Annotated in this window: 22 protein-coding genes; 14 read left to right on the top strand and 8 right to left on the bottom strand. The window is 55.8% G+C overall.

Translation table 11 applies throughout. The features are described from left to right. Nucleotides 1-161 precede the first annotated feature (161 nt). The gene (gene maeB, locus ACOTYN_RS19450) at nt 162-2441 is read left to right on the top strand and encodes an NADP-dependent oxaloacetate-decarboxylating malate dehydrogenase (protein ID WP_014884753.1); all 2280 of its coding nucleotides are present in this window, start codon (nt 162-164) and stop codon (nt 2439-2441) included. A gap of 79 nt (nt 2442-2520) precedes the next feature. On the opposite strand, the gene hemF is transcribed toward maeB, so the two are convergent. After that, nucleotides 2521-3420 carry an oxygen-dependent coproporphyrinogen oxidase gene (gene hemF / locus ACOTYN_RS19445; protein WP_045268317.1) on the bottom strand — a complete coding sequence of 300 codons (900 nt, stop codon included), beginning with the start codon at nt 3418-3420 and terminating at the stop codon, nt 2521-2523. Then, the gene (amiA, locus tag ACOTYN_RS19440) at nt 3420-4295 is read right to left on the bottom strand and encodes an N-acetylmuramoyl-L-alanine amidase AmiA (protein ID WP_014884751.1); all 876 of its coding nucleotides are present in this window, start codon (nt 4293-4295) and stop codon (nt 3420-3422) included. Before amiA ends, hemF begins: the two co-directional genes overlap by 1 nt. A gap of 212 nt (nt 4296-4507) precedes the next feature. Between amiA and ACOTYN_RS19435 the strand changes: the two genes are divergently transcribed. The 10 genes from ACOTYN_RS19435 (at nt 4508) to pdxK (ending at nt 12840) form a co-directional block, all read left to right on the top strand. Continuing rightward, the gene (locus ACOTYN_RS19435) at nt 4508-4933 is read left to right on the top strand and encodes a GNAT family acetyltransferase (RefSeq protein WP_014884750.1); all 426 of its coding nucleotides are present in this window, start codon (nt 4508-4510) and stop codon (nt 4931-4933) included. Then, complete coding sequence (locus ACOTYN_RS19430; RefSeq protein WP_045268316.1) at nt 4920-5369, top strand: DUF2919 domain-containing protein; 450 nt, start codon at nt 4920-4922, stop codon at nt 5367-5369. Before ACOTYN_RS19435 ends, ACOTYN_RS19430 begins: the two co-directional genes overlap by 14 nt. Nucleotides 5370-5432: 63 nt before the next feature. Continuing rightward, nucleotides 5433-6008: an RpoE-regulated lipoprotein gene (locus ACOTYN_RS19425; RefSeq protein ID WP_071921981.1), complete on the top strand. Its 576-nt coding sequence runs from the start codon at nt 5433-5435 to the stop codon at nt 6006-6008. Between the two features lie 92 nt (nt 6009-6100). Then, nucleotides 6101-7000: a Dyp-type peroxidase gene (locus tag ACOTYN_RS19420; protein ID WP_023331044.1), complete on the top strand. Its 900-nt coding sequence runs from the start codon at nt 6101-6103 to the stop codon at nt 6998-7000. Nucleotides 7001-7163: 163 nt separating this feature from the next. Next, nucleotides 7164-8177, top strand: coding sequence for a sulfate ABC transporter substrate-binding protein (locus tag ACOTYN_RS19415; RefSeq protein WP_248178352.1), 1014 nt, complete (start codon nt 7164-7166; stop codon nt 8175-8177). Beyond that, nucleotides 8177-9010, top strand: a complete 834-nt coding sequence (gene cysT / locus ACOTYN_RS19410) for a sulfate/thiosulfate ABC transporter permease CysT (protein ID WP_023331042.1) — start codon at nt 8177-8179, stop codon at nt 9008-9010. Before ACOTYN_RS19415 ends, cysT begins: the two co-directional genes overlap by 1 nt. Next, nucleotides 9010-9885 (top strand): sulfate/thiosulfate ABC transporter permease CysW, encoded by an 876-nt coding sequence (cysW, locus tag ACOTYN_RS19405; protein WP_023331041.1) that lies wholly within the window; start codon nt 9010-9012, stop codon nt 9883-9885. Before cysT ends, cysW begins: the two co-directional genes overlap by 1 nt. Then, a complete protein-coding gene (cysA, locus tag ACOTYN_RS19400) occupies nt 9875-10969 on the top strand; it encodes a sulfate/thiosulfate ABC transporter ATP-binding protein CysA (protein WP_008501607.1) in 1095 nt (364 codons plus the stop codon). Before cysW ends, cysA begins: the two co-directional genes overlap by 11 nt. Before the next feature lie 117 nt (nt 10970-11086). Continuing rightward, nucleotides 11087-11998 carry a cysteine synthase CysM gene (gene cysM / locus ACOTYN_RS19395; protein WP_023338620.1) on the top strand — a complete coding sequence of 304 codons (912 nt, stop codon included), beginning with the start codon at nt 11087-11089 and terminating at the stop codon, nt 11996-11998. A gap of 5 nt (nt 11999-12003) precedes the next feature. Beyond that, a complete protein-coding gene (gene pdxK, locus ACOTYN_RS19390; protein WP_023338619.1) occupies nt 12004-12840 on the top strand; it encodes a pyridoxine/pyridoxal/pyridoxamine kinase in 837 nt (278 codons plus the stop codon). Between the two features lie 44 nt (nt 12841-12884). On the opposite strand, the gene crr is transcribed toward pdxK, so the two are convergent. The 5 genes from crr to cysZ all read right to left on the bottom strand — a co-directional run bounded on the left by crr (nt 12885) and on the right by cysZ (nt 17678). After that, on the bottom strand, nt 12885-13394 hold the full coding sequence (gene crr, locus ACOTYN_RS19385; protein WP_003861316.1) for a PTS glucose transporter subunit IIA: 510 nt from the start codon (nt 13392-13394) through the stop codon (nt 12885-12887). Nucleotides 13395-13434: 40 nt separating this feature from the next. Continuing rightward, the gene (gene ptsI / locus ACOTYN_RS19380; protein ID WP_014884740.1) at nt 13435-15162 is read right to left on the bottom strand and encodes a phosphoenolpyruvate-protein phosphotransferase PtsI; all 1728 of its coding nucleotides are present in this window, start codon (nt 15160-15162) and stop codon (nt 13435-13437) included. Nucleotides 15163-15206: 44 nt separating this feature from the next. Beyond that, nucleotides 15207-15464 carry a phosphocarrier protein Hpr gene (ptsH, locus tag ACOTYN_RS19375; RefSeq protein WP_000487600.1) on the bottom strand — a complete coding sequence of 86 codons (258 nt, stop codon included), beginning with the start codon at nt 15462-15464 and terminating at the stop codon, nt 15207-15209. Nucleotides 15465-15781: 317 nt separating this feature from the next. Further along, entirely contained in the window at nt 15782-16753 is a 972-nt protein-coding gene (gene cysK / locus ACOTYN_RS19370; protein WP_014884739.1) for a cysteine synthase A, read from the bottom strand. A gap of 163 nt (nt 16754-16916) precedes the next feature. Next, a complete protein-coding gene (cysZ, locus tag ACOTYN_RS19365) occupies nt 16917-17678 on the bottom strand; it encodes a sulfate transporter CysZ (protein WP_023338618.1) in 762 nt (253 codons plus the stop codon). 229 nt (nt 17679-17907) lie between these two features. Between cysZ and zipA the strand changes: the two genes are divergently transcribed. The 3 genes from zipA (at nt 17908) to ACOTYN_RS19350 (ending at nt 21193) form a co-directional block, all read left to right on the top strand. Continuing rightward, nucleotides 17908-18891, top strand: a complete 984-nt coding sequence (gene zipA, locus ACOTYN_RS19360) for a cell division protein ZipA (protein ID WP_045134549.1) — start codon at nt 17908-17910, stop codon at nt 18889-18891. A gap of 69 nt (nt 18892-18960) precedes the next feature. After that, complete coding sequence (ligA, locus tag ACOTYN_RS19355) at nt 18961-20976, top strand: NAD-dependent DNA ligase LigA (RefSeq protein WP_071921986.1); 2016 nt, start codon at nt 18961-18963, stop codon at nt 20974-20976. 1 nt (nt 20977) lies between these two features. After that, on the top strand, nt 20978-21193 hold the full coding sequence (locus ACOTYN_RS19350) for a DUF3820 family protein (protein ID WP_014884735.1): 216 nt from the start codon (nt 20978-20980) through the stop codon (nt 21191-21193). Here the strand turns inward: ACOTYN_RS19350 and ACOTYN_RS19345 are convergent. Further along, nucleotides 21190-22185, bottom strand: a complete 996-nt coding sequence (locus ACOTYN_RS19345) for a bile acid:sodium symporter family protein (RefSeq protein WP_014884734.1) — start codon at nt 22183-22185, stop codon at nt 21190-21192. The genes ACOTYN_RS19350 and ACOTYN_RS19345 overlap by 4 nt on opposite strands. Nucleotides 22186-22253: the final 68 nt, after the last annotated feature.

Below are 22253 nucleotides of genomic sequence, written 5' to 3'. Positions count from 1 at the left end.
GGCTGTTATAAATTGATAACAATTTTTAATGTGTGATGGTGAGAGTTTGGCAGCCTTCAAAGTTTATGCGCTGTCCTGAGGCGATACTAGGCGGCACACCCGGGTGTGCATCAGGATCGCAAACGTCACCCTTTTGACCGATACGTGAAAGGAAAAATAAGATGGATGAGCAGTTGAAACAGAGTGCCCTCGATTTTCACGAGTTCCCCGTTCCGGGCAAAATCCAGGTTTCCCCAACCAAGCCGCTGGCGACTCAGCGCGATCTGGCTCTTGCCTACTCACCGGGCGTGGCGGCACCGTGTCTGGAAATCGAAAAAGATCCGCTGGCGGCCTATAAGTACACCGCGCGCGGTAACCTGGTCGCGGTGATCTCTAACGGTACGGCGGTACTCGGCCTTGGCAACATTGGTGCGCTGGCGGGTAAGCCGGTGATGGAAGGGAAGGGCGTTCTGTTCAAGAAATTCGCCGGTATCGACGTGTTCGATATCGAAGTGGACGAGCTGGACCCGGATAAATTCATTAACGTCGTCGCCGCGCTGGAGCCAACCTTCGGCGGTATCAACCTGGAAGACATCAAAGCGCCGGAATGTTTCTATATCGAGCAGAAGCTGCGCGAGCGTATGAACATCCCCGTGTTCCATGACGACCAGCACGGTACGGCCATTATCAGCACCGCCGCCATTCTGAACGGCCTGCGCGTGGTCGAGAAAAATCTTTCCGACGTGCGTATGGTGGTCTCCGGCGCGGGCGCGGCGGCCATCGCCTGTATGAACCTGCTGGTGGCGCTGGGGATGCAGAAACACAACATCGTGGTTTGCGATTCCAAAGGCGTGATCTACAAAGGCCGTGAGCCAAACATGGCGGAAACCAAAGCGGCGTATGCGGTGGACGATGACGGAAAACGCACGCTTGAGGACGTGATTGACGGTGCGGACATCTTCCTTGGCTGCTCGGGCCCGAAAGTGCTGACCCAGGAGATGGTGAAGAAGATGGCGCGTGCGCCAATGATCCTGGCCCTGGCGAACCCTGAACCGGAAATTCTGCCGCCGCTGGCGAAAGCGGTGCGTGAAGACGCCATTATCTGTACCGGCCGTTCGGACTACCCGAACCAGGTGAACAACGTGCTCTGCTTCCCGTTCATCTTCCGTGGCGCGCTGGACGTTGGCGCAACGGCGATCAACGAAGAGATGAAGCTGGCAGCGGTTCATGCCATCGCGGAACTGGCGCATGCCGAGCAGAGCGAAGTGGTGGCTTCTGCCTATGGCGATCAGGATCTGAGCTTCGGGCCTGACTACATCATCCCTAAACCGTTTGACCCGCGACTGATCGTGAAGATCGCGCCAGCGGTGGCCAAAGCGGCAATGGACTCCGGGGTGGCAACGCGTCCGATCCAGGACTTCGACGCTTACGTTGATAAACTCACCGAGTTCGTCTACAAAACCAACCTGTTTATGAAGCCAATTTTCTCTCAGGCCCGCGCGGACGCAAAACGCGTGGTGCTGGCGGAAGGGGAAGAGGCGCGCGTGCTGCATGCCACCCAGGAGCTGGTGAGCCTCGGGCTGGCGAAGCCGATCCTGATTGGTCGTCCGAGCGTCATCGAGATGCGCATTCAGAAACTGGGGCTGCAGATTAAGCCGGGTGTGGACTTTGAGATCGTCAATAACGAATCCGATCCGCGCTTTAAAGAGTACTGGAACGAATACTACGCGATCATGAAGCGTCGTGGGATCACCCAGGAGCAGGCGCAGCGGGCGGTGATCAGCAATACCACGGTGATCGGCGCGATTATGGTCCATCGCGGCGAAGCGGATGCGCTGATCTGCGGTACCATCGGCGATTACCACGAGCATTTCAGCGTGGTGCAGGAGATCTTCGGCTACCGCGAAGGGGTTCACGCCGCCGGAGCGATGAACGCGCTGCTGCTGCCAAGCGGGAACACTTTTATCGCCGATACCTACGTTAACGACGATCCAACCCCGGACGAGCTGGCGGAGATCACCGTGATGGCGGCAGAAACCGTGCGTCGCTTTGGTATTGAGCCGAAAGTGGCGCTGCTGTCGCACTCTAACTTTGGTTCGTCTAAATCAGCGGCGGCGTGCAAAATGCGTCAGACGCTGGAGCTGGTGCGCGAGCGTGCGCCGGAGCTGATGATTGACGGAGAAATGCACGGCGATGCCGCGCTGGTGGAAAGCATCCGCAACGAGCGTATGCCGGACAGCCCGCTGAAAGGCTCGGCAAACATCCTGATTATGCCGAACGTGGAAGCGGCGCGTATCAGCTACAACCTGCTGCGCGTATCCAGCTCTGAAGGGGTGACCGTAGGGCCGGTACTGATGGGCGTGGCGAAACCGGTGCATGTATTAACGCCGATTGCCTCTGTGCGCCGCATCGTGAACATGGTGGCGCTGGCGGTGGTTGAGGCGCAGACGCAGCCTCTGTAGCGGCGGTGCGTCGGGTGGCGCGTTCGCTTACCCGGCCTACGGGTTAACCAGGCCGGATAAGCGCAGCGCCATCCGGCAATTACACCCAGTCGCGTACTTTCAGAAACTCACTCAAGGCAGCCTCCGGGCTGCCTTCTTTTGGCTCGTAACAGTATTCCCAGCGTACCAGCGGCGGCATCGACATTAAAATCGACTCCGTGCGCCCGCCGGTCTGCAGGCCGAAGAGCGTCCCGCGATCCCACACCAGGTTAAACTCCACGTAGCGCCCGCGGCGATAAAGCTGGAATTCGCGCTCGCGCACGCCATAGTCGATATCTTTACGTCGTTCGACAATGGGCAAATAGGCCTCAGTAAAGCCTTCGCCCACCGCGCGCATAAAGCTGAACGCGGTATCAAAATCGGGCGTGTTGAGATCGTCAAAGAACAGTCCACCGATGCCGCGCTGCTCGTCGCGGTGCTTCAGGTAAAAGTAGTCATCGCACCACTTTTTAAATTTCGGGTAGACGTCTTCGCCAAACGGCAGACAAAGGTCGCGCGCGGTGGTGTGCCAATGCACGGCGTCCTCTTCGAAACCGTAGTAGGGCGTTAAGTCGAAACCGCCGCCGAACCACCAGACCGGATCGGCCCCCGGTTTTTCAGCAATGAAAAAGCGTACGTTAGCGTGACTGGTCGGCACAAACGGATTATGCGGATGCACCACCAGCGAAACGCCCATCGCTTCAAAACTTCGGCCCGCCAGCTCAGGACGATGCGCTGTCGCAGAGGCGGGCATAGCGTCACCATGAACGTGGGAAAAATTCACCCCCGCCTGTTCAAAGATGCCGCCATTTCGCAATACGCGGCTGCGGCCACCGCCGCCTGCCTCACGCAGCCAGTTATCCTCCTGAAATTCACCGCCGTCTGCGGCGGCCAGTTTCTGGCAAATCTCATCCTGCAGTTGCAGCAGGAACGTTTTGACCAGTTGAGCATTGGGTTTCATTAACGTTTCCTGGCGTGCGCTTTTTGGTTATCGAACCAGTTGAAGTAACTGATAATGCCGGAGGCGATGGCGTTAGCAATCTTCTGGCGAAACGCCGTGGTGCCGAGCAGCCGCTCTTCTTCCGGGTTGGTAATAAAAGATGTTTCCACAAGTACGGACGGAATTGAAGGTGACTTCAGCACCACAAACGCCGCCTGCTCGGTGCTTTTACTGTGCAAGCGGTGCACCGGCTTAATCCGTTTCAGGATATGCGAGCCGAGCGTCAGGCTATTTTTGATGGTGTCCGTCTGCACGAGGTCGAACAGCACCTGCTGTAACAGATGATCTTTGTCCGTGGCCTTCTTCCCGGCCACTTCATCCGCCCGGTTCTCACGGTCGGAGAGGTATTTTGCCATGGCGCTACTGGCCCCACGGTTGGACAGGGCAAACACCGACGCGCCCGCGGCTGACGGGTTGGTAAAGCCGTCAGCGTGAATCGACATAAACAGATCCGCGCCGTGTTGATGGGCGATCTCCACGCGGTCATACAGCGGGATAAAGGTGTCGCCAGAGCGCGTCAGACGGGCGTCAATGCCGTTGCTGCGTAAAATTGCGCGCACGTTTTTTGCAATCGCCAGCACGACGTGTTTTTCTTTTGACCCGTTTTTGCCAATGGCGCCGGTATCAATCCCGCCGTGGCCCGGGTCCAGCATCACCAGACGCTTTGCGCCTGGCTTTTTGGTTTTGGGTTTACTGTGTCCGTTACTGGTTTTGAGCGTGCTCTCGTCTTTCGCCTGAGCCTGCTTTGCAATACCGGTTAACGTTAAGGCCGCCAGCCCCGCTTTGAGAACCTGACGACGCGATGTGAGTGCTTTTAATGGTTTGAATGTGCTCATGCGGCCTGAATACTAAAAAAAGGGGTCCTGGTGTTATATCGTATCGTGTTTCCCGTTACGACAGTCCTTATTGAGAATTGTTTTACTTTTCATTTCAATACGTGACAAAGTGACATTATGCCAAATTTTGGCGAGATTTTCCCCGGTTATTGGCTAAACGTCCCGTACGCGCCATAATCACTGTTTTTGAACCCGAAAAGGCGGTTAATACCATGGAGATACGCGTTTTTCGCCAGGAAGATTTCGAAGAGGTGATCACCCTTTGGGAGCGCTGCGATTTGCTGCGTCCGTGGAACGATCCGGAGATGGACATCGAACGGAAGGTGAATCACGACGTCAGTCTGTTTCTGGTCGCGGAAGTGAATGGCGAGGTTGTCGGCACCGTCATGGGCGGCTATGACGGCCATCGCGGCTCGGCTTATTATCTTGGGGTCCATCCGGAATACCGTGGGCGTGGCATCGCGAATGCGTTACTGAACCGGCTAGAGAAGAAGCTGATTGCTCGCGGCTGCCCGAAAATTCAGATCATGGTGCGGGAAGATAACGATGTGGTGCTGGGCATGTATGAACGTCTGGGCTATGAGCACTCTGACGTGCTGAATTTAGGTAAACGCCTGATCGAAGATGAAGAGTACTGAGATCCATCCGGCAGACTATGACGCGCAGGGCCGCCTCAGGCTGCCTTTTTTATTCTGGTGCGTTCTGCTGCTGCAGGCGCGAACCTGGGTGCTGTTTGTGATGGCTGGCGCGTCGCGCGGGCAGGGCGACACGCTGCTGAATCTCTTCTATCCCGATCACGATGCCTTCTGGCTTGGCTTACTTCCGGGCGTACCGGCGGTGGTGGCATTTTTATGCAGCGGCCGACGGCATGCGATCCCGCGTGTGTGGCGCGCGCTTCGCTGGCTGCTGATCCTTGCCCAGATAGCGCTACTGTTCTGGCAACCCGTGCTCTGGTGGTTCGGTGAACCCCTTTCGGGTATCGGCATTGCGCTGGTGATCGCGGATATTGTGGCGTTGCTGTGGCTGCTGACAAATCCCCGGCTACGCGCCTGTTTTACGCAAGAGTCAGATTAGAACGGCACTTTTTACCGAAGTCGTACTCCAACAAGCGTTGATTTAACACGTAAGGACGTTTCAATGAAATCGCTGCGTTTACTTTTATGCGCTCTCCCGCTGGCATTAACCGGCTGTTCAACGCTCTCCTCCATCAACTGGTCCGCAGCCTATCCGTGGAACTGGTTTGGCGCGTCCACGGAAGTGACCGAGCAGGGCGTAGGAAAAATTACCGCATCAACCGCGCTCGATCAGGATGCCATTCAGGACGCCCTGAGCAGTGACTACCGCCTGCGTAGCGGCATGAAAACCGAGAATGGCAACATTGTGCGGTACTTTGAAGCGCTAAAAGGGGACAAACTGGCGCTGGTGATTAATGGCGATAAAGGCACGGTGAACCGCATTGCGGTGCTCGACGACGAAATCCCGACCGCCAGCGGTGTGAAAGTGGGTACGCCGTTTAGCGAACTGTATAAACAAGCCTTTGGCAACTGCACCAGCGCGCCTTCCGACGAGGGCGTCGCGGTGGAATGTAAGGCGGAAGGCAGCCAGCACATCAGCTATGTCTTCACCGGTACCTGGAGCGGTCCGGAGGGATTAATGCCGTCTGACGACACGCTGAAAAGCTGGAAAGTGAGCAAAATAGTCTGGAAGCAGTAATTTGCGCCTGAACAAACCGCCTCGCTGAAATCCGGGTATAATACCCGCCATCAATGCCACGCTGACGTGGCATCTTTATTTCAGGAGGAGCGATGTCTCAGGTTCAGAGTGGCATTTTGCCAGAACATTGCCGCGCGGCGATTTGGATCGAAGCCAATGTCAAAGGGGACGTGGATGCCCTGCGTGCGGCCAGTAAAGCGTTTGTTGATAAACTGGCGACTTTCCAGGCCAAATTCCCGGATGCCCATCTCGGCGCCGTTGTTGCTTTTGGCAATAACGTCTGGCGTCAGCTGAGCGGCGGCGAAGGGGCGGAAGAGCTGAAAGACTTTATCCCTTACGGTAAAGGTCTGGCTCCGGCCACCCAGTACGATCTGCTCATTCATATTCTCTCTCTGCGTCACGATGTTAACTTCTCCGTTGCCCAGGCCGCGGTGGCAGCGTTCGGCGACAGCATTGAGGTGCAGGAAGAAGTTCACGGTTTCCGTTGGGTAGAAGAGCGCGATCTGAGCGGCTTCGTCGACGGCACGGAAAACCCGGCGGGTGAAGAGACGCGTCGTGACGTGGCGGTCATCAAAGATGGCGTGGATGCGGGAGGCAGTTACGTGTTCGTGCAGCGCTGGGAGCATAACCTCAAGCAGCTTAACCGCATGAGCGTGCACGACCAGGAGATGATGATTGGTCGCACCAAAGAGGCGAACGAAGAGATCGACGGCGATGACCGTCCGGTGACCTCTCACCTGACCCGCGTTGACCTCAAAGAAGAGGGCAAAGGGCTGAAGATTGTCCGCCAGAGCCTGCCGTATGGCACCGCAAGCGGCACCCACGGTCTTTACTTCTGCGCGTACTGCGCACGCCTGTATAACATCGAGCAGCAGTTGATGAGCATGTTCGGCGACACTGACGGCAAGCGCGACGCGATGCTGCGCTTCACCAAACCGGTAACCGGCGGCTACTACTTCGCGCCGTCCGTTGAGCGTCTGCTGGCGCTTTAACGCCCCTCACCCGAACCCTCTCCCCGCAGGGGAGAGGGGGATTGCAGCCTTATTCCCTTTTCTGCTTCTAAATCACCAAACGGTATATAAAACCGTTACTCCTTTCGACCTCGTTATAAATATTATGACTATAAGATAGTCATCACATTTATAAGGGTGCGCAATGGCCGTTACTGTACTGAAAAAAGGAACTCTGGCGCTGGCAGGTTTATTGCTGGTGGCCCAGGCGCAGGCGACTGAGCTGCTGAACAGTTCGTATGACGTCTCCCGCGAGCTGTTTGCCGCCCTTAACCCACCGTTTGAACAGCAGTGGGCGAAAGACAATAACGGCGATAAGCTGACCATCAAACAGTCCCATGCCGGTTCTTCCAAACAGGCGCTGGCGATATTGCAGGGACTGAAGGCGGATGTCGTGACCTACAACCAGGTCACTGACGTGCAGATCCTGCACGACAAGGGCAAACTTATCCCTGCTGACTGGCAGAGCCGTCTGCCGAATAACAGCTCGCCGTTCTATTCCACCATGGGCTTCCTGGTGCGTAAAGGTAACCCGAAAAATATCCACGACTGGAGCGACCTGGTGCGTTCTGACGTGAAGCTGATTTTCCCGAACCCAAAAACCTCCGGTAACGCGCGTTACACCTATTTGGCGGCGTGGGGTGCGGCGGACAAGGCCGACAGTAACGATAAAGCCAAAACCGAGCAGTTCATGACCCAGTTCCTGAAAAACGTTGAAGTGTTTGATACCGGCGGCCGCGGGGCAACCACCACCTTCGCAGAACGTGGGCTGGGCGATGTGCTGATCAGCTTTGAGTCGGAAGTGAACAACATCCGCAAACAGTATGAAGCGCAGGGCTTTGAGGTGGTTATCCCGAAAACCAACATTCTGGCCGAATTCCCGGTGGCGTGGGTGGATAAAAACGTGAAGGCAAACGGTACTGAGAAAGCGGCAAAAGCCTATCTCAACTATCTGTACAGCCCGCAGGCGCAGACCATCATTACCGATTACTACTACCGCGTGAATAACCCGGACGTGATGAACAAACTGAAGGATAAATTCCCGCAGACCGCACTGTTCCGCGTGGAAGATCATTTCGGCTCCTGGCCTGAGGTGATGAAAACGCACTTTGCCAGCGGCGGTGAGTTAGACAAGTTGCTGGCGGCGGGGCGTAAGTAATGTTTGCAGTCTCGACCAAACGCGTGCTGCCGGGCTTTACCTTAAGTCTGGGGACCAGCCTGCTGTTCGTCTGCCTGATCCTGTTGTTGCCGCTCAGCGCACTGGTGATGCAACTTGCGCAGATGAGCTGGGCGCAATACTGGGACGTGGTCACCAACCCGCAGGTGGTGGCCGCCTATAAAGTGACGCTGCTGTCGGCGTTTGTCGCCTCCATTTTTAACGGTGTGTTCGGCCTGCTGATGGCGTGGATCTTAACCCGCTATCGTTTCCCTGGCCGCACGCTGCTTGACGCACTGATGGATCTGCCGTTTGCGCTGCCGACGGCTGTTGCGGGCTTAACCCTTGCGTCGCTCTTCTCCGTGAACGGACTGTACGGTGAGTGGCTGGCAAAGCTTGATATCAAAGTCACCTATACCTGGCTTGGTATCGCGGTGGCGATGGCCTTTACCAGCATCCCGTTTGTGGTGCGTACCGTGCAGCCGGTGCTGGAAGAGTTGGGTCCGGAATATGAAGAAGCGGCGGAAACGCTGGGGGCCTCGCGCTGGCAGAGTTTCCGCAAGGTCGTGTTGCCGGAACTCTCCCCGGCGCTGATGGCGGGCGTTGCGCTGTCGTTTACCCGCAGCCTCGGTGAATTCGGCGCGGTGATTTTTATCGCCGGGAACATTGCCTGGAAGACGGAGGTCACCTCGCTGATGATCTTCATCCGTCTTCAGGAGTTTGATTATCCGGCGGCGAGCGCCATTGCTTCGGTGATCCTCGCAGCCTCACTGCTGCTGCTGTACTCAATTAACACTCTGCAAAGTCGCTTTGGTCGACGTGTGGTAGGTCACTGATGGCGGAAGTTACGCAATTGAAGCGATACGATGCTCCCCGTATCAACTGGGGTAAATGGTTTCTGATTGGTGTGGGCGTGCTGGTGTCCGCCCTCATTCTCGTCGTGCCGACGGTGTATATCTTCGTTCAGGCGTTCAGCAAGGGGCTGATGCCCGCGCTGGAGAACCTGGCGAATCCGGACATGCTCCATGCCATCTGGCTGACCGTACTGATTGCCCTGATCACCGTGCCGGTGAACCTGGTGTTCGGGACGCTACTGGCGTGGCTGGTGACGCGTTTTAACTTCCCGGGACGTCAGCTGCTGCTGACCCTGCTGGATATTCCGTTTGCCGTGTCGCCGGTGGTGGCGGGTCTGGTGTACCTGCTCTTTTACGGCTCTAACGGCCCGCTGGGCGGCTGGCTGGATGAGCATAACCTGCAGGTCATGTTCGCCTGGCCGGGTATGGTGCTGGTGACCATCTTCGTGACGTGTCCGTTTGTGGTGCGCGAACTGGTGCCGGTGATGTTAAGCCAGGGGAGCAACGAAGACGAAGCGGCGGTGCTGCTGGGCGCGTCAGGCTGGCAGATGTTCCGTCGCGTGACGCTGCCAAATATCCGCTGGGCGCTGCTTTACGGCGTGGTGCTGACCAACGCCCGAGCGATTGGTGAGTTTGGTGCCGTTTCCGTCGTCTCTGGCTCCATCCGCGGTGAAACCCTGTCGCTGCCGTTACAGATTGAATTACTGGAACAGGACTACAATACCGTCGGTTCCTTTACTGCCGCAGCGTTACTGACGCTGATGGCTATTTTGACCCTGTTTTTGAAGAGTGTGGTGCAGTGGCGTTTAGAGAATCAGGAAAAACGTCAGCATCAGGAGGGAAATCATGAGCATTGAGATTGCCAATATTAAGAAGTCTTTTGGTCGCACCCAGGTGCTGAATGATATCTCGCTGGATATCCCTTCCGGACAAATGGTGGCGCTGCTGGGGCCGTCTGGCTCGGGTAAAACCACGCTGCTGCGAATTATCGCCGGGCTTGAGCATCAGACCAGCGGGCACATTCGCTTTCACGGCACCGATGTGAGCCGCCTGCATGCCCGCGATCGTAAAGTGGGTTTTGTGTTCCAGCACTATGCGCTGTTCCGCCACATGACCGTGTTTGACAACATTGCGTTTGGCCTGACCGTGCTGCCGCGTCGCGAACGCCCGGATGCCGCCACCATCAAAGCGAAAGTGACTAAGCTGCTGGAGATGGTGCAGCTGGCACATCTGGCGGATCGTTTCCCGGCGCAGCTGTCTGGCGGACAGAAACAGCGTGTCGCGCTGGCACGTGCGCTGGCCGTTGAGCCGCAAATTCTGCTGCTGGACGAACCGTTCGGCGCGCTGGATGCGCAGGTGCGTAAAGAACTTCGCCGCTGGCTGCGTCAGCTGCATGAAGAGCTGAAGTTTACCAGCGTCTTTGTGACCCACGATCAGGAAGAGGCGATGGAAGTGGCGGACCGCGTGGTGGTCATGAGCCAGGGCAACATCGAGCAGGTTGACGAGCCGGAGCAGCTCTGGCGTGAACCGGCGACCCGTTTCGTGCTGGAATTTATGGGTGAAGTGAATCGTCTGCAGGGCACCATTCGCGGTGGACAGTTCCACGTCGGCGCGCACCGCTGGCCGCTGGGCTATACCTCCGCGCATCAGGGGCCGGTCGATCTGTTCCTGCGTCCGTGGGAAGTGGACGTGAGCCGCCGCACCAGCCTGGATTCACCGCTGCCAGTGCAGGTACTGGAAGCTAGCCCTAAAGGGCACTACACCCAATTGGTGGTACAGCCGCTAGGCTGGTATACCGAGCCGCTGACCGTCGTCATGCGTGATGATGTGCCGCCGCACCGGGGCGAGCGTCTGTTTGTCGGCCTGCAGCATGCCCGTATTTATCACGGGAAGGAGCGCATCGAGACGCGCGAGGATATTGCTCTGGCGGAGTCAGCCTGATAGGTTATTAGGATGTTTATCGCCCGGTGGCGCTGCGCTTACCGGGCCTACAGTTATCACTGCGTCTTGTAGGCCGGGATCGCTGCGCGCCCCCGGCTTTTTTATTGAGTAAAAATCGTGACTACACTCGAACACACCATCGGCAACACTCCTCTGGTCAAGCTTCAGCGCATGGGGCCAGACAACGGCAGTGAAATCTGGGTCAAACTTGAGGGCAATAATCCGGCAGGCTCGGTGAAAGACCGTGCGGCGCTGTCGATGATTGTTCAGGCTGAAAAACGCGGTGAGATAAAGCCCGGCGACGTGTTGATTGAGGCCACCAGCGGCAATACCGGGATTGCACTGGCAATGATTGCGGCATTGAAAGGCTACCGCATGAAGCTGCTGATGCCGGACAACATGAGCCAGGAGCGCCGCGCCGCAATGCGCGCCTACGGGGCCGAGCTAATTTTGGTCACTAAAGAGCAGGGGATGGAAGGCGCACGCGATTTAGCCTTAGAAATGGCGGAGCGCGGCGAAGGTAAGCTGCTCGATCAGTTCAACAACCCGGATAACCCCTACGCGCATTACACCACTACCGGCCCGGAAATCTGGCAGCAAACCAACGGACGTATTACCCATTTTGTCTCAAGCATGGGCACCACCGGCACCATCACCGGCGTGTCGCGTTTTCTGCGCGAGCAGGAAAAAGCCGTCACTATCGTTGGCCTGCAGCCGGAAGAGGGGAGCAGCATTCCGGGGATTCGCCGCTGGCCAGCAGAATACATGCCGGGCATTTTTAATGCGCAGCTGGTGGATCAGGTGCTGGATATTCACCAGCGCGAGGCGGAGAATACCATGCGTGAGCTGGCCGTGCGTGAAGGCATCTTCTGCGGGGTCAGCTCGGGTGGCGCGGTAGCGGGGGCGTTGCGCGTTGCGCAGGCGAATCCAGGCGCCGTTGTGGTCGCGATTATCTGCGACCGCGGCGATCGCTATCTGTCTACCGGCGTCTTTGGTGAAGAGAGTTATTCGCAGGGGGCGGGAATTTAAGCGTCATGGAGATGATTTTATTCCGGGATAACACCCGGGCGCAGCAAACCGATATTGTCGCAGTGCAGTCGCAGGTGGTTTATGGCAGCGTGGGGAACAGCATTGCGGTTCCGAATATTCGTACCCACAGGCTGAACGTCACCGCCGTGCCGACGGTATTGTTCAGCAATACGCCGCACTATGACACTTTCTACGGCGGCGTGATCCCCGATGAGTGGTTCAGCGGCTACCTGAAGGCGCTGGAAGAACGCGAGATCCTGCGCGAGCTTAAAGCGGTTACCACCGGTTATATGGGCAGCGCCAGCCAGATCGCCCTGTTGGCTCAGTGGCTGAAGGCGGTCAAAGCGCACCATCCTGACCTGCTGGTACTGGTCGACCCGGTTATTGGCGACATTGACAGTGGAATGTACGTGAAGCCGGATATTCCGCAAGCGTATCGGGAGCACCTGTTGCCGCTGGCGCAGGGTATTACGCCAAACGTCTATGAACTGGAAGTATTAAGCGGAAAACCGTGCCGCACGCCGGAAAGCGCCGTCGCGGCAGCGCAGGGGCTGCTTTCCGATTCCCTGAAATGGGTGGCGATTACCAGCGCGCCGGTCGCTGACGACCCGCACAACATCCACGTGGTGCTGGTGACGAAAGAGGGCGTTACCGTTAGCGCGCATCCGCGCGTAGAAACCGATCTGAAAGGGACGGGCGATCTGTTCTGTTCCGAGCTGGTCAGTGGTATCGTTGAGGGGAAAACCGTTGCCGATGCTATCCGCATGGCGGGGGATCGGGTGACTGACGTGATGTTGTACACCCAGTCGAAAGGGTACGACGAGCTTATCCTTCCCGCATAAACAAAAATGGCGCCCGAAGGCGCCATTTTTCTGTACGGCAAGAATTACTTCTTGATGCGGATAACCGGGGTTTCACCCACGGTGACGCTGCCAGACAGTTTGATCAGTTCTTTGATTTCGTCCATGTTGGAGATAACAACCGGCGTCAGGGTAGACTTGGCTTTTTCTTCCAGCAGTGGCAGATCGAATTCAATTACCGGGTCGCCAACTTTCACACGCTGGCCTTCTTCCGCGATACGTTTGAAGCCTTCGCCTTTCAGTTCAACGGTGTCGATACCGAAGTGAACGAACAGTTCGATACCGCTATCAGATTCGATAGAGAACGCATGGTTGGTTTCAAAAATTTTACCGATGGTGCCGTCAACTGGAGCAACCATTTTGTTGCCAGTTGGTTTGATAGCAATGCCATCACCAACGATTTTCTCAGCAAACACTACATCCGGCACGTCTTCGATGTTGACGATCTCGCCGGAGAGCGGAGCAACAATCTCAATAGTTCCGGAGTCTTTCTTATCATCAGAAACCAGAGATTTCAGTTTATCGAACAAACCCATGATCTTCTCCTAAGCAGTAATTTGGGCCGCATCTCGTGGATTAGCAGATTGTTTTTTCTTCAATGAACTTGTTAACCAGCGTCATTAACTCGTCCGTTGTCGGTTGAGCAAGAGCCTGCTCTGCTAACACCTTCGCATCTTCGAAGTTCGTGTTACGGATAATCTTCTTAATGCGCGGGATGGAAATGGCGCTCATAGAGAATTCGTCCAGACCCATACCCAGCAACAGAAGTGTAGCACGTTCGTCGCCTGCAAGCTCACCACACATGCCAGTCCATTTACCTTCTGCATGAGAAGCATCAATAACTTGCTTGATCAAGTTCAGTACGGACGGTGACATTGGCTGGTAGAGATGTGAAATCATATCATTACCACGGTCAACTGCCAGGGTGTACTGCGTTAAATCATTGGTGCCGATACTAAAGAAATCAACTTCTTTGGCTAAATGACGCGCAATGGTCGCGGCTGCTGGGGTTTCCACCATCACGCCGATCTCGATTGACTCGTCAAACGCTTTACCTTCGTCGCGCAGTTCCTGTTTGTAGATTTCGATCTCTTTCTTCAGTGCACGCACTTCTTCAACAGAGATGATCATCGGGAACATGATGCGCAGTTTACCGAAAGCAGAGGCACGCAGAATTGCGCGCACCTGGTCACGCAGGATCTCTTTGCGATCCATGGCGATACGCACTGCACGCCAGCCCAGGAACGGGTTCTCTTCTTTCGGGAAGTTCATGTATGGCAGCTCTTTGTCGCCACCGATGTCCATAGTACGGACAATAACCGCCTGAGAGCCACACGCTTCCGCTACGGCTTTATATGCAGCAAACTGCTCTTCTTCAGTAGGCAGCGCGTCACGATCCATGAACAGGAATTCTGTACGATAGAGACCCACACCTTCCGCACCGTTGCGCTCAGCGCCTTCAACGTCACGTACGGTACCGATGTTTGCGCACACTTCAACCTGATGGCCGTCCAGGGTGATGGCTGGCAGGTCTTTCAGCTTAGCGAGTTCCGCTTTTTCAGTCGCAACTTGCTCCTGAACCGCGCGCAGTTTTTCGATCTCTTCGTTTGTTGGATTGACGTAAACCAGATTGTTTACGGCATCCAGAATCAGATAGTCGCCGTTTTTCACCTGAGAGGTGACGCTACCGGTACCCACGATGGCAGGCAGTTCCAGAGAACGGGCCATAATAGAGGTGTGGGAGGTACGGCCACCCGCGTCGGTAATGAAACCGAGGACCTTTTTCAGGTTCAACTGTGCGGTTTCGGACGGGGTGAGGTCAGCGGCAACCAGGATCACTTCATCCTGAATCGCGCTCAGGTCGATGATGGCCAGACCCAGGATGTTGCGCAGCAGGCGCTTACCGATGTCACGTACGTCAGCCGCACGTTCTTTCAGGTATTCATCATCCAGTTCTTCCAGGGCAGTTGCCTGACCTTCGATAACTTCATGCGCAGCCGCGTCGGCCGTCATGCCTTTATCTTTAATCAGGGCTATGATTTCCTGCTCCAGCTCCTCATCTTCGAGCAGCATGATATGCCCTTCGAAGATGGCTTCTTTTTCTTCACCGAAAGTTTCGCCAGCTTTAGTTTTGATTGCTTCCAGTTGCGCAGATGCCTTGGCACGACCGCTCAGAAAACGTTCAACTTCCTGATCAACCTTGTCGGCAGAAATTTTTTTCCGGTCGATGACGATCTCGTCTTCTTTCAGCAGCAGTGCTTTGCCGAAAGCGATACCCGGGGATGCTAAAATGCCTGAAATCATAACCCTACCTTACTTGTGACTGATATTTAAAAGAACCCGGAAACTTACTCGAGCTCAGCCATCAGTTTTACCAGATGCTCAACTGCTTTCTGCTCGTCTTCACCTTCCGCAGAAATGGTGACTACGGTGCCCTGAGTCAGGCCCAGAGTCTGCAGTTTGAACAGGCTTTTTGCGCTGGCGCTTTTGCCGTTGGAAGTCACAGTGATTTCAGAAGTGAAGCCTTTCGCTTCTTTAACAAACTGAGCAGCAGGGCGGGTGTGCAGACCGTTCGGAGCGGTAATGGTAACTTCTTGCTGGAACATTGTATTTCCCCAACTTATAGGTTTAGTGTTGTGGAACTAAAGTCTAGCCTGGCGACTGAACTTTAGCCTGTATTGTTAGCGCTGACGTTTCGATCGTCATTAAACATTATGCAGCGAAAGCAAGACTTGAACCAAATCATAAAATCGATTCAGCAAGGCTATTTCGTTCACTGATTAATTTCACGCATCAAAATAATTGCTGGTTTAAATACCAGACCCAACGGGGTGAAGCAATGCCAGGAGGGGCAAAAGTTTGAAGCAGGCCACAAAAAAGCACCTGAAAAGGTGCTTTTTTACGCGTTATTAACATGCTGGCATTACTGTTGCAGCTCTTTTTCAGTGAACAGATCGGCAAACAGTGCGGTGCTCAAGTAACGCTCACCCGAGGAAGGAAGGATAACCACAATATTCTTATTGGTAAAGGCTTCATCTTCCTGAAGTTTGAGCGCTGCCGCAACAGCAGCACCGGAAGAGATACCGGCGAGAATGCCTTCTTCATCCATCAGACGACGCGCGGTAGAGATGGCTTCTTCGTTAGTGATGGTGACCACTTTATCGATCAGCTTCAGGTCCAGGTTGCCCGGAATGAAGCCCGCGCCAATACCCTGGATTTTATGCGGACCCGGCTTGAGTTCTTCGCCCGCCAGTGCCTGGGTGATAACCGGTGAGTCGGTGGGTTCAACCGCAACGGTGATCAGATCTTTTTTACCTTTTGTGCCTTTTATATAGCGTGACACGCCGGTCAGGGTGCCGCCGGTACCAACGCCGGAGATAAACACGTCAACCTGACCGTCAGTATCTTCCCAGATTTCCGGTCCGGTGGTCTTCTCGTGAATTTCCGGGTTAGCCGGGTTGCTGAACTGCTGCAGCAGCAGATATTTTGCCGGATCGCTGGCGACAATCTCTTCCGCTTTCTGAATGGCACCTTTCATGCCCTTCGCACCTTCGGTAAGTACGAGGTTCGCGCCGAGTGCTTTGAGCAGTTTGCGGCGTTCGATACTCATGGTTTCCGGCATGGTCAGCGTCAGTTTGTAGCCACGCGCGGCAGCGACATAGGCCAGAGCGATACCGGTGTTACCGCTGGTCGGTTCAACCAGTTCAACGCCAGGCTTCAGCACGCCACGTTTTTCAGCATCCCAAATCATGTTTGCACCGATACGGCATTTTACGCTGAAGCTCGGGTTACGAGATTCGACCTTCGCCAGAATGCGTCCATTACCGATACGGTTCAGTCGAACCAGGGGCGTATGACCGATAGTCAGCGAGTTGTCTTCATAAATCTTACTCATGGCCTGTCCTTAACTGTATGAAATTGGGATACCGCCCCAGCATACCTGCTAAGCAGGGAGGGGGAAGTAAGGAATTCGCATATCTATATACTGCAAGGAAATAATGGGGATCAGTATGGAATAAGGGGCGGCATAAGCCACCCCTGCTTTACACATTTTTGCATTATTTCCATAACGCGTGCTTAGCACGGTAGCAGTCCACCCACATTGCCGTCGCGCCGCACACAGCAACCGGCATGATGAACAGGTTCAGGAAGGGAATCATCGTGAACAGGCTGGTTAGCGCGCCGAACTGCATATTGGCGACCTTCTGGGTACGCAGGGCGTTGCGCATCGCTTTAAACGGTACCTTGTGGTTATCGAACGGATAATCACAATACTGGATGGCGAGCATCCAGGCGCTGAACAGGAACCACAGCACCGGCGCCACGGTCTGGCCAATGCCGGGCACAAAATAGAGGATAAGCAGCACTACCGCGCGGGGGAGGTACCAGGCAAATTTCTGCCACTCGCGCTTCATGATGCGGGGGATATCTTTCATGATCCCGAGCACGCCCGTGTCCGGCGGCGTAGCGCCGGTAAGCCGCGCCTCCAGCTGTTCTGCCAGCAGGCCGTTAAACGGTGCGGCTATCCAGTTAGCGATGGTTGAGAAGAAATAGCCGAACACCAGCAGCACGGAGATAACCGCCACCGGCCAGAGCAGATAGTTCAGCCACTGTAGCCAGTCGGGCACATAGCTCATTAACGCAGGGATCCAGCTCTCGAGCTTTGTAAAAAGCCACCAGAACGCGCCGCCCATCAGAAGAATGTTGATCAACAGCGGAAGGATGACGAAGCGTCGGATACCCGGCAGTGAAACCAGTTTCCAGCCCTGAGAAAAATACCAGACGCCGCTGCGTGGGGGAGAAGACGATGTTGAAACCATAACCAGGCTGTACTCCTTTTTTCACAACCAGTGGAATTGCCGCCTATATTATCCACTTGTAGGCTAATGACCAGTTCGGAAATGTTCGAAAAACCAGCAAAAAGCACGATTTCCTTCATCTTTATGCTGTGAATGCTCTGCACACACTTGCACTTGACGTAAACGGCAAATACTCTTAGTGAGTAAATGTTTGCCGTGGTGGCAAGGTGTTAGAACAACAGAGAATATAATGATGCAGGATTTGCGTCTGATATTAATCATTGTTGGCGCGATCGCCATAATCGCTTTACTGGTACATGGTTTCTGGACCAGCCGTAAAGAGCGTTCTTCGATGTTCCGCGATCGCCCACTGAAGCGCATGAAGTCCAGTCGTGATGACGATGACATTGAAGATGACATCGACGGTCGCGACGATGACGGCGTGGGTGAAGTTCGTGTTCATCGGGTCAATACTGCGCCCGGCGCGGCTCATGGGGAGCATGAAGCCCCCCGTCCTGCGCAGCACCAGTATCAACCGCCGTACGCCTCTGCTCAGCCGCGCCAGCAGGCGCCGCAGCCGGTAGAAGAGCCTGTGCGCCAGCCGCCGCAACAGCCTGTCCATCAGCAGCCTGCTGCGCCACAGCCGGTTCAACCGCAGCCCGTGCAGCAGCCTGTGCAACAACAGCCCGCGCAGCCGGTACAACAGCCGCAGCAGCCTGTTCATGTGCAGCCAGCGCCGCAGCCTGCTCCAGCACAGCATGTTGAGCCAGAACCAGTAGCAGAGCCAGAACCGGTTGTTGAAAAACCGCAGCGTAAAGAAGCGGTGATCATCATGAACGTGGCCGCGCATCACGGTAGCCATCTCAACGGTGATGTGCTGCTTAACAGTATTCAACAGGCAGGCTTCAAGTTTGGCGACATGAATATTTTCCATCGCCACCTGAGCCCTGACGGTAGCGGCCCGGCGCTGTTCAGCCTGGCCAATATGGTCAACCCGGGTACTTTTGATCCGGAAATGACCGGTGATTTCGTGACCCCAGGTGTCACCATCTTTATGCAGGTGCCCTCTTACGGTGATGAACTGCAAAACTTTAAGCTGATGTTGCAATCCGCTCAGCACATCGCTGACGAAGTAGGCGGTGTGGTGCTCGACGATCAGCGTCGAATGATGACCCCGCAGAAACTGCGCGAGTATCAGGACCGCATCCGCGAAGTTAAGGAAGCCAACGCGTAATCATCGCGTTTACGTCAACTCCTCCTCAACCCCCGCATGTCGGGGGTTTTTTCTCATTGATGGTGCGATATGGACTCAATCGAACAACAACTCACTGACCTGCGAACCACGCTTCGCCATCATGAATATCTCTATCATGTTATGGACGCGCCGGAGGTGCCGGATGCGGAGTATGACCGCCTGATGCGCGAGCTGCGCGAACTGGAGGCGCAGCACCCGGAACTCATTACGCCGGATTCTCCCACCCAGCGCGTCGGTGCCGAGCCGCTGGGAGCGTTCAGCCAGGTACGCCATGAAGTACCGATGCTGTCGCTGGATAACGTCTTTGATGAAGAGAGCTTCCTCGCGTTTAACAAGCGCGTGCAGGACCGTCTGAAAAGCAGCGACGCTCTCACCTGGTGCTGCGAGCTGAAGCTTGATGGCCTGGCGGTCAGTCTTCTCTACGAAAACGGCGTGCTGGTGCGTGCCGCGACGCGTGGCGACGGCACGACGGGTGAAGACATCACCACCAACGTGCGTACCATCCGCGCAATTCCGCTGAAGCTGCAGGGGGACAATATTCCTGCGCGTCTGGAAGTGCGCGGCGAAGTGTTCCTGCCGCAGGCGGGCTTCGAGAAAATCAACGAAGAAGCGCGTCGCACCGGCGGGAAAGTATTTGCTAACCCGCGTAATGCGGCGGCAGGCTCTTTGCGCCAGCTTGACCCGCGTATCACCGCGAAGCGACCGCTCACTTTCTTCTGCTACGGCGTGGGGATCCTGGAGGGAGGTGAGCTGCCGGATACGCACCTCGGGCGCCTGATGCAGTTTAAGGCGTGGGGCCTGCCGGTGAGTAACCGCGTGCAGCTCTGTGACTCGCCAGAGGCGGTACTCGCGTTCTACCACAAGGTGGAAGCGGACCGTCCGACGCTCGGTTTTGATATTGATGGCGTAGTCATTAAGGTGAACTCTCTGGCGCTTCAGGAGCAGCTGGGGTTTGTGGCGCGTGCGCCGCGCTGGGCGGTGGCGTTTAAGTTTCCTGCTCAGGAGCAGATGACCTTCGTTCGCGACGTGGAGTTCCAGGTCGGCCGTACGGGCGCCATTACCCCGGTCGCCCGTCTTGAGCCTGTGCAGGTCGCGGGCGTGCTGGTGAGTAACGCCACGCTGCATAACGCCGATGAGATTGAACGTCTGGGCCTGCGGATTGGTGACAAAGTGGTGATTCGTCGCGCGGGCGATGTTATTCCGCAGGTGGTAAACGTCGTTGAGTCTGAACGCCCTGATGATACGCGTGAAGTGGTCTTCCCGACCCATTGCCCGGTGTGTGGCTCTGACGTGGAGCGTGTTGAAGGTGAGGCGGTAGCGCGCTGTACGGGCGGCCTGATCTGTGGCGCGCAGCGTAAAGAGTCACTGAAGCACTTCGTCTCCCGTCGCGCCATGGACGTCGACGGCATGGGCGATAAGATTATCGATCAGCTGGTTGAAAAAGAGTATGTGCATACGCCAGCGGATCTCTTCAAACTGACGGCGGGCAAGCTGACCGGTCTGGATCGCATGGGGCCGAAGTCGGCGCAGAACGTGGTTAACGCTCTGGAAGCCGCAAAAGAGACCACCTTCGCCCGTTTCCTTTACGCGCTGGGCATCCGTGAAGTGGGGGAAGCAACGGCAGCAGGTCTGGCGGCGTACTTTGGCACGCTGGAGGCGCTGGAAAAGGCAAGCATCGACGAGCTGCAGAAAGTGCCGGATGTCGGCATTGTAGTCGCCACGCACGTCTTTAACTTCTTTGCGGAAGAGAGCAACCGCGAAGTCATTGGCAAACTGCTGGCAGAGGGCATCAAATGGCCCGCGCCGATGGTGGTTAATGCCGAAGAGATCGACAGTCCGTTCGCCGGTAAAACGGTGGTGCTGACCGGCAGCCTGAGCCAGCTTTCACGCGACGATGCGAAAGCGCGTCTGGTGGCGCTGGGCGCAAAAGTGGCGGGCAGCGTGTCGAAGAAAACCGACCTGGTGATTGCCGGGGAAGCAGCGGGTTCGAAGCTGGCGAAAGCCCAGGAACTCGGCATTGAGGTTATCGACGAAGCGGAAATGATGCGTCTGTTAGGAGAGTAACGTGGAAAAAGAGCAGCTCGTTGCGATCGCCAATACGGAGATGCCGTTCGGTAAATATAAGGGCCGCAGGCTGATCGATTTGCCGGAGGAGTATCTGCTGTGGTTTGCCCGTAAGGATGAGTTCCCGGCCGGGCGACTGGGCGAGCTGATGGCTATCACGCTACTGATCAAAACCGAGGGGCTGACCCAGCTGGTTCAGCCCCTGAAACGTCCTTAAGCCTTCGCGGCGCGGGTCTCTTCCTGCGCCAGTTTTTCCGTCTGACGTTTATAGCGACGCGCCAGCACGGCGCAGACCATCAGCTGGATCTGATGAAAAATCATCAGCGGCAATACCATCATCCCAATTACCGAGGTCGGGAACAGAATGTTGGCCATCGGGATACCGTTCGCCAGGCTCTTCTTCGAACCGCAGAAAACAATCGTAATTTCATCTGCTTTGTTGAAGCCGCATTTACGTGCCACAAAGACGTTTACGGCAATGACAATCGCCAGCAGGACAATGCTGACCACCACGATAAACAGCAGTGAGCCTGCGCCCACCTTGTGCCAGATCCCGTTCACGACCGCTTCGCTGAAGGCGGAGTAAACCACCAGCAAAATTGAGGTCTGGTCGGTTTTGGAGATCCACTTTTTATGCTTCGTCACAAACGCACCTGTCCACGGGCGCGAGAGATGGCCCAGGACAAACGGCAGCAGCAGTTGCAGACAGATCCTGCCCACCTGCTCAAGGTTACCTTCCGCGCCATGCATGTTCATCAGCAGGCCCACCAGCAGCGGGGAGACGAAAATCCCTAACAGGCTGGATGCCGATGCGGAGCAGACCGCGGCCGCAACGTTGCCACCCGCGAGGGAGGTAAACGCAATGGCCGACTGCACGGTGGCTGGCAGAATACAGAGATACAAAAAACCGGTGTAGAGTGCCGGGTCGACGTTAACCGGCGCCCACCACGCAAACAGCACTCCGAGGATGGGGAACAGAATAAAGGTGCTGCACATCACCCAGAGGTGCAGTCGCCAGTGGCCACCACCCGCGATAATCGCTTCGCGGGAGAGTTTTGCGCCGTGCATAAAGAACAGCAGCGCGATAGCGGCCGTCGTCAGCCCCTCAAAAAACGGGACGAAACCACCGCGGGCCGGGAAAAACGAGGCCAGTAAAACGGTGACCACCAGAGTAAGCGTAAACGGATCAACAATACGAAATAGTTTCATAATGACTCCTGAAAACAGATGTCGCTATTGTGCTTTTTTCCATTTGAGAAATAAAATTGATTTATTGC

It is taken from the genome of Enterobacter cloacae complex sp. IR5458 (assembly GCF_049238025.1).
Classification (GTDB): domain Bacteria; phylum Pseudomonadota; class Gammaproteobacteria; order Enterobacterales; family Enterobacteriaceae; genus Enterobacter; species Enterobacter kobei.
The sequence above is the reverse complement of the archived record's forward strand: the minus strand, read 5'-3'. Positions and strand labels throughout refer to the sequence as shown.

Coding starts and splice junctions, on each gene's coding strand:
- ACOTYN_RS19420 (WP_023331044.1), top strand. CDS start 6,101: ATGTCTCAGGTTCAGAGTGGCATTTTGCCAGAACATTGCCGCGCGGCG.
- cysK (WP_014884739.1), bottom strand. CDS start 16,753: ATGAGTAAGATTTATGAAGACAACTCGCTGACTATCGGTCATACGCCC.
- ptsH (WP_000487600.1), bottom strand. CDS start 15,464: ATGTTCCAGCAAGAAGTTACCATTACCGCTCCGAACGGTCTGCACACC.
- maeB (WP_014884753.1), top strand. CDS start 162: ATGGATGAGCAGTTGAAACAGAGTGCCCTCGATTTTCACGAGTTCCCC.
- crr (WP_003861316.1), bottom strand. CDS start 13,394: ATGGGTTTGTTCGATAAACTGAAATCTCTGGTTTCTGATGATAAGAAA.
- cysW (WP_023331041.1), top strand. CDS start 9,010: ATGGCGGAAGTTACGCAATTGAAGCGATACGATGCTCCCCGTATCAAC.
- pdxK (WP_023338619.1), top strand. CDS start 12,004: ATGGAGATGATTTTATTCCGGGATAACACCCGGGCGCAGCAAACCGAT.
- ligA (WP_071921986.1), top strand. CDS start 18,961: ATGGACTCAATCGAACAACAACTCACTGACCTGCGAACCACGCTTCGC.
- cysA (WP_008501607.1), top strand. CDS start 9,875: ATGAGCATTGAGATTGCCAATATTAAGAAGTCTTTTGGTCGCACCCAG.
- hemF (WP_045268317.1), bottom strand. CDS start 3,420: ATGAAACCCAATGCTCAACTGGTCAAAACGTTCCTGCTGCAACTGCAG.
- ACOTYN_RS19415 (WP_248178352.1), top strand. CDS start 7,164: ATGGCCGTTACTGTACTGAAAAAAGGAACTCTGGCGCTGGCAGGTTTA.
- zipA (WP_045134549.1), top strand. CDS start 17,908: ATGATGCAGGATTTGCGTCTGATATTAATCATTGTTGGCGCGATCGCC.
- ACOTYN_RS19430 (WP_045268316.1), top strand. CDS start 4,920: ATGAAGAGTACTGAGATCCATCCGGCAGACTATGACGCGCAGGGCCGC.
- ACOTYN_RS19425 (WP_071921981.1), top strand. CDS start 5,433: ATGAAATCGCTGCGTTTACTTTTATGCGCTCTCCCGCTGGCATTAACC.
- ACOTYN_RS19345 (WP_014884734.1), bottom strand. CDS start 22,185: ATGAAACTATTTCGTATTGTTGATCCGTTTACGCTTACTCTGGTGGTC.
- amiA (WP_014884751.1), bottom strand. CDS start 4,295: ATGAGCACATTCAAACCATTAAAAGCACTCACATCGCGTCGTCAGGTT.
- cysT (WP_023331042.1), top strand. CDS start 8,177: ATGTTTGCAGTCTCGACCAAACGCGTGCTGCCGGGCTTTACCTTAAGT.
- ptsI (WP_014884740.1), bottom strand. CDS start 15,162: ATGATTTCAGGCATTTTAGCATCCCCGGGTATCGCTTTCGGCAAAGCA.
- ACOTYN_RS19435 (WP_014884750.1), top strand. CDS start 4,508: ATGGAGATACGCGTTTTTCGCCAGGAAGATTTCGAAGAGGTGATCACC.
- cysZ (WP_023338618.1), bottom strand. CDS start 17,678: ATGGTTTCAACATCGTCTTCTCCCCCACGCAGCGGCGTCTGGTATTTT.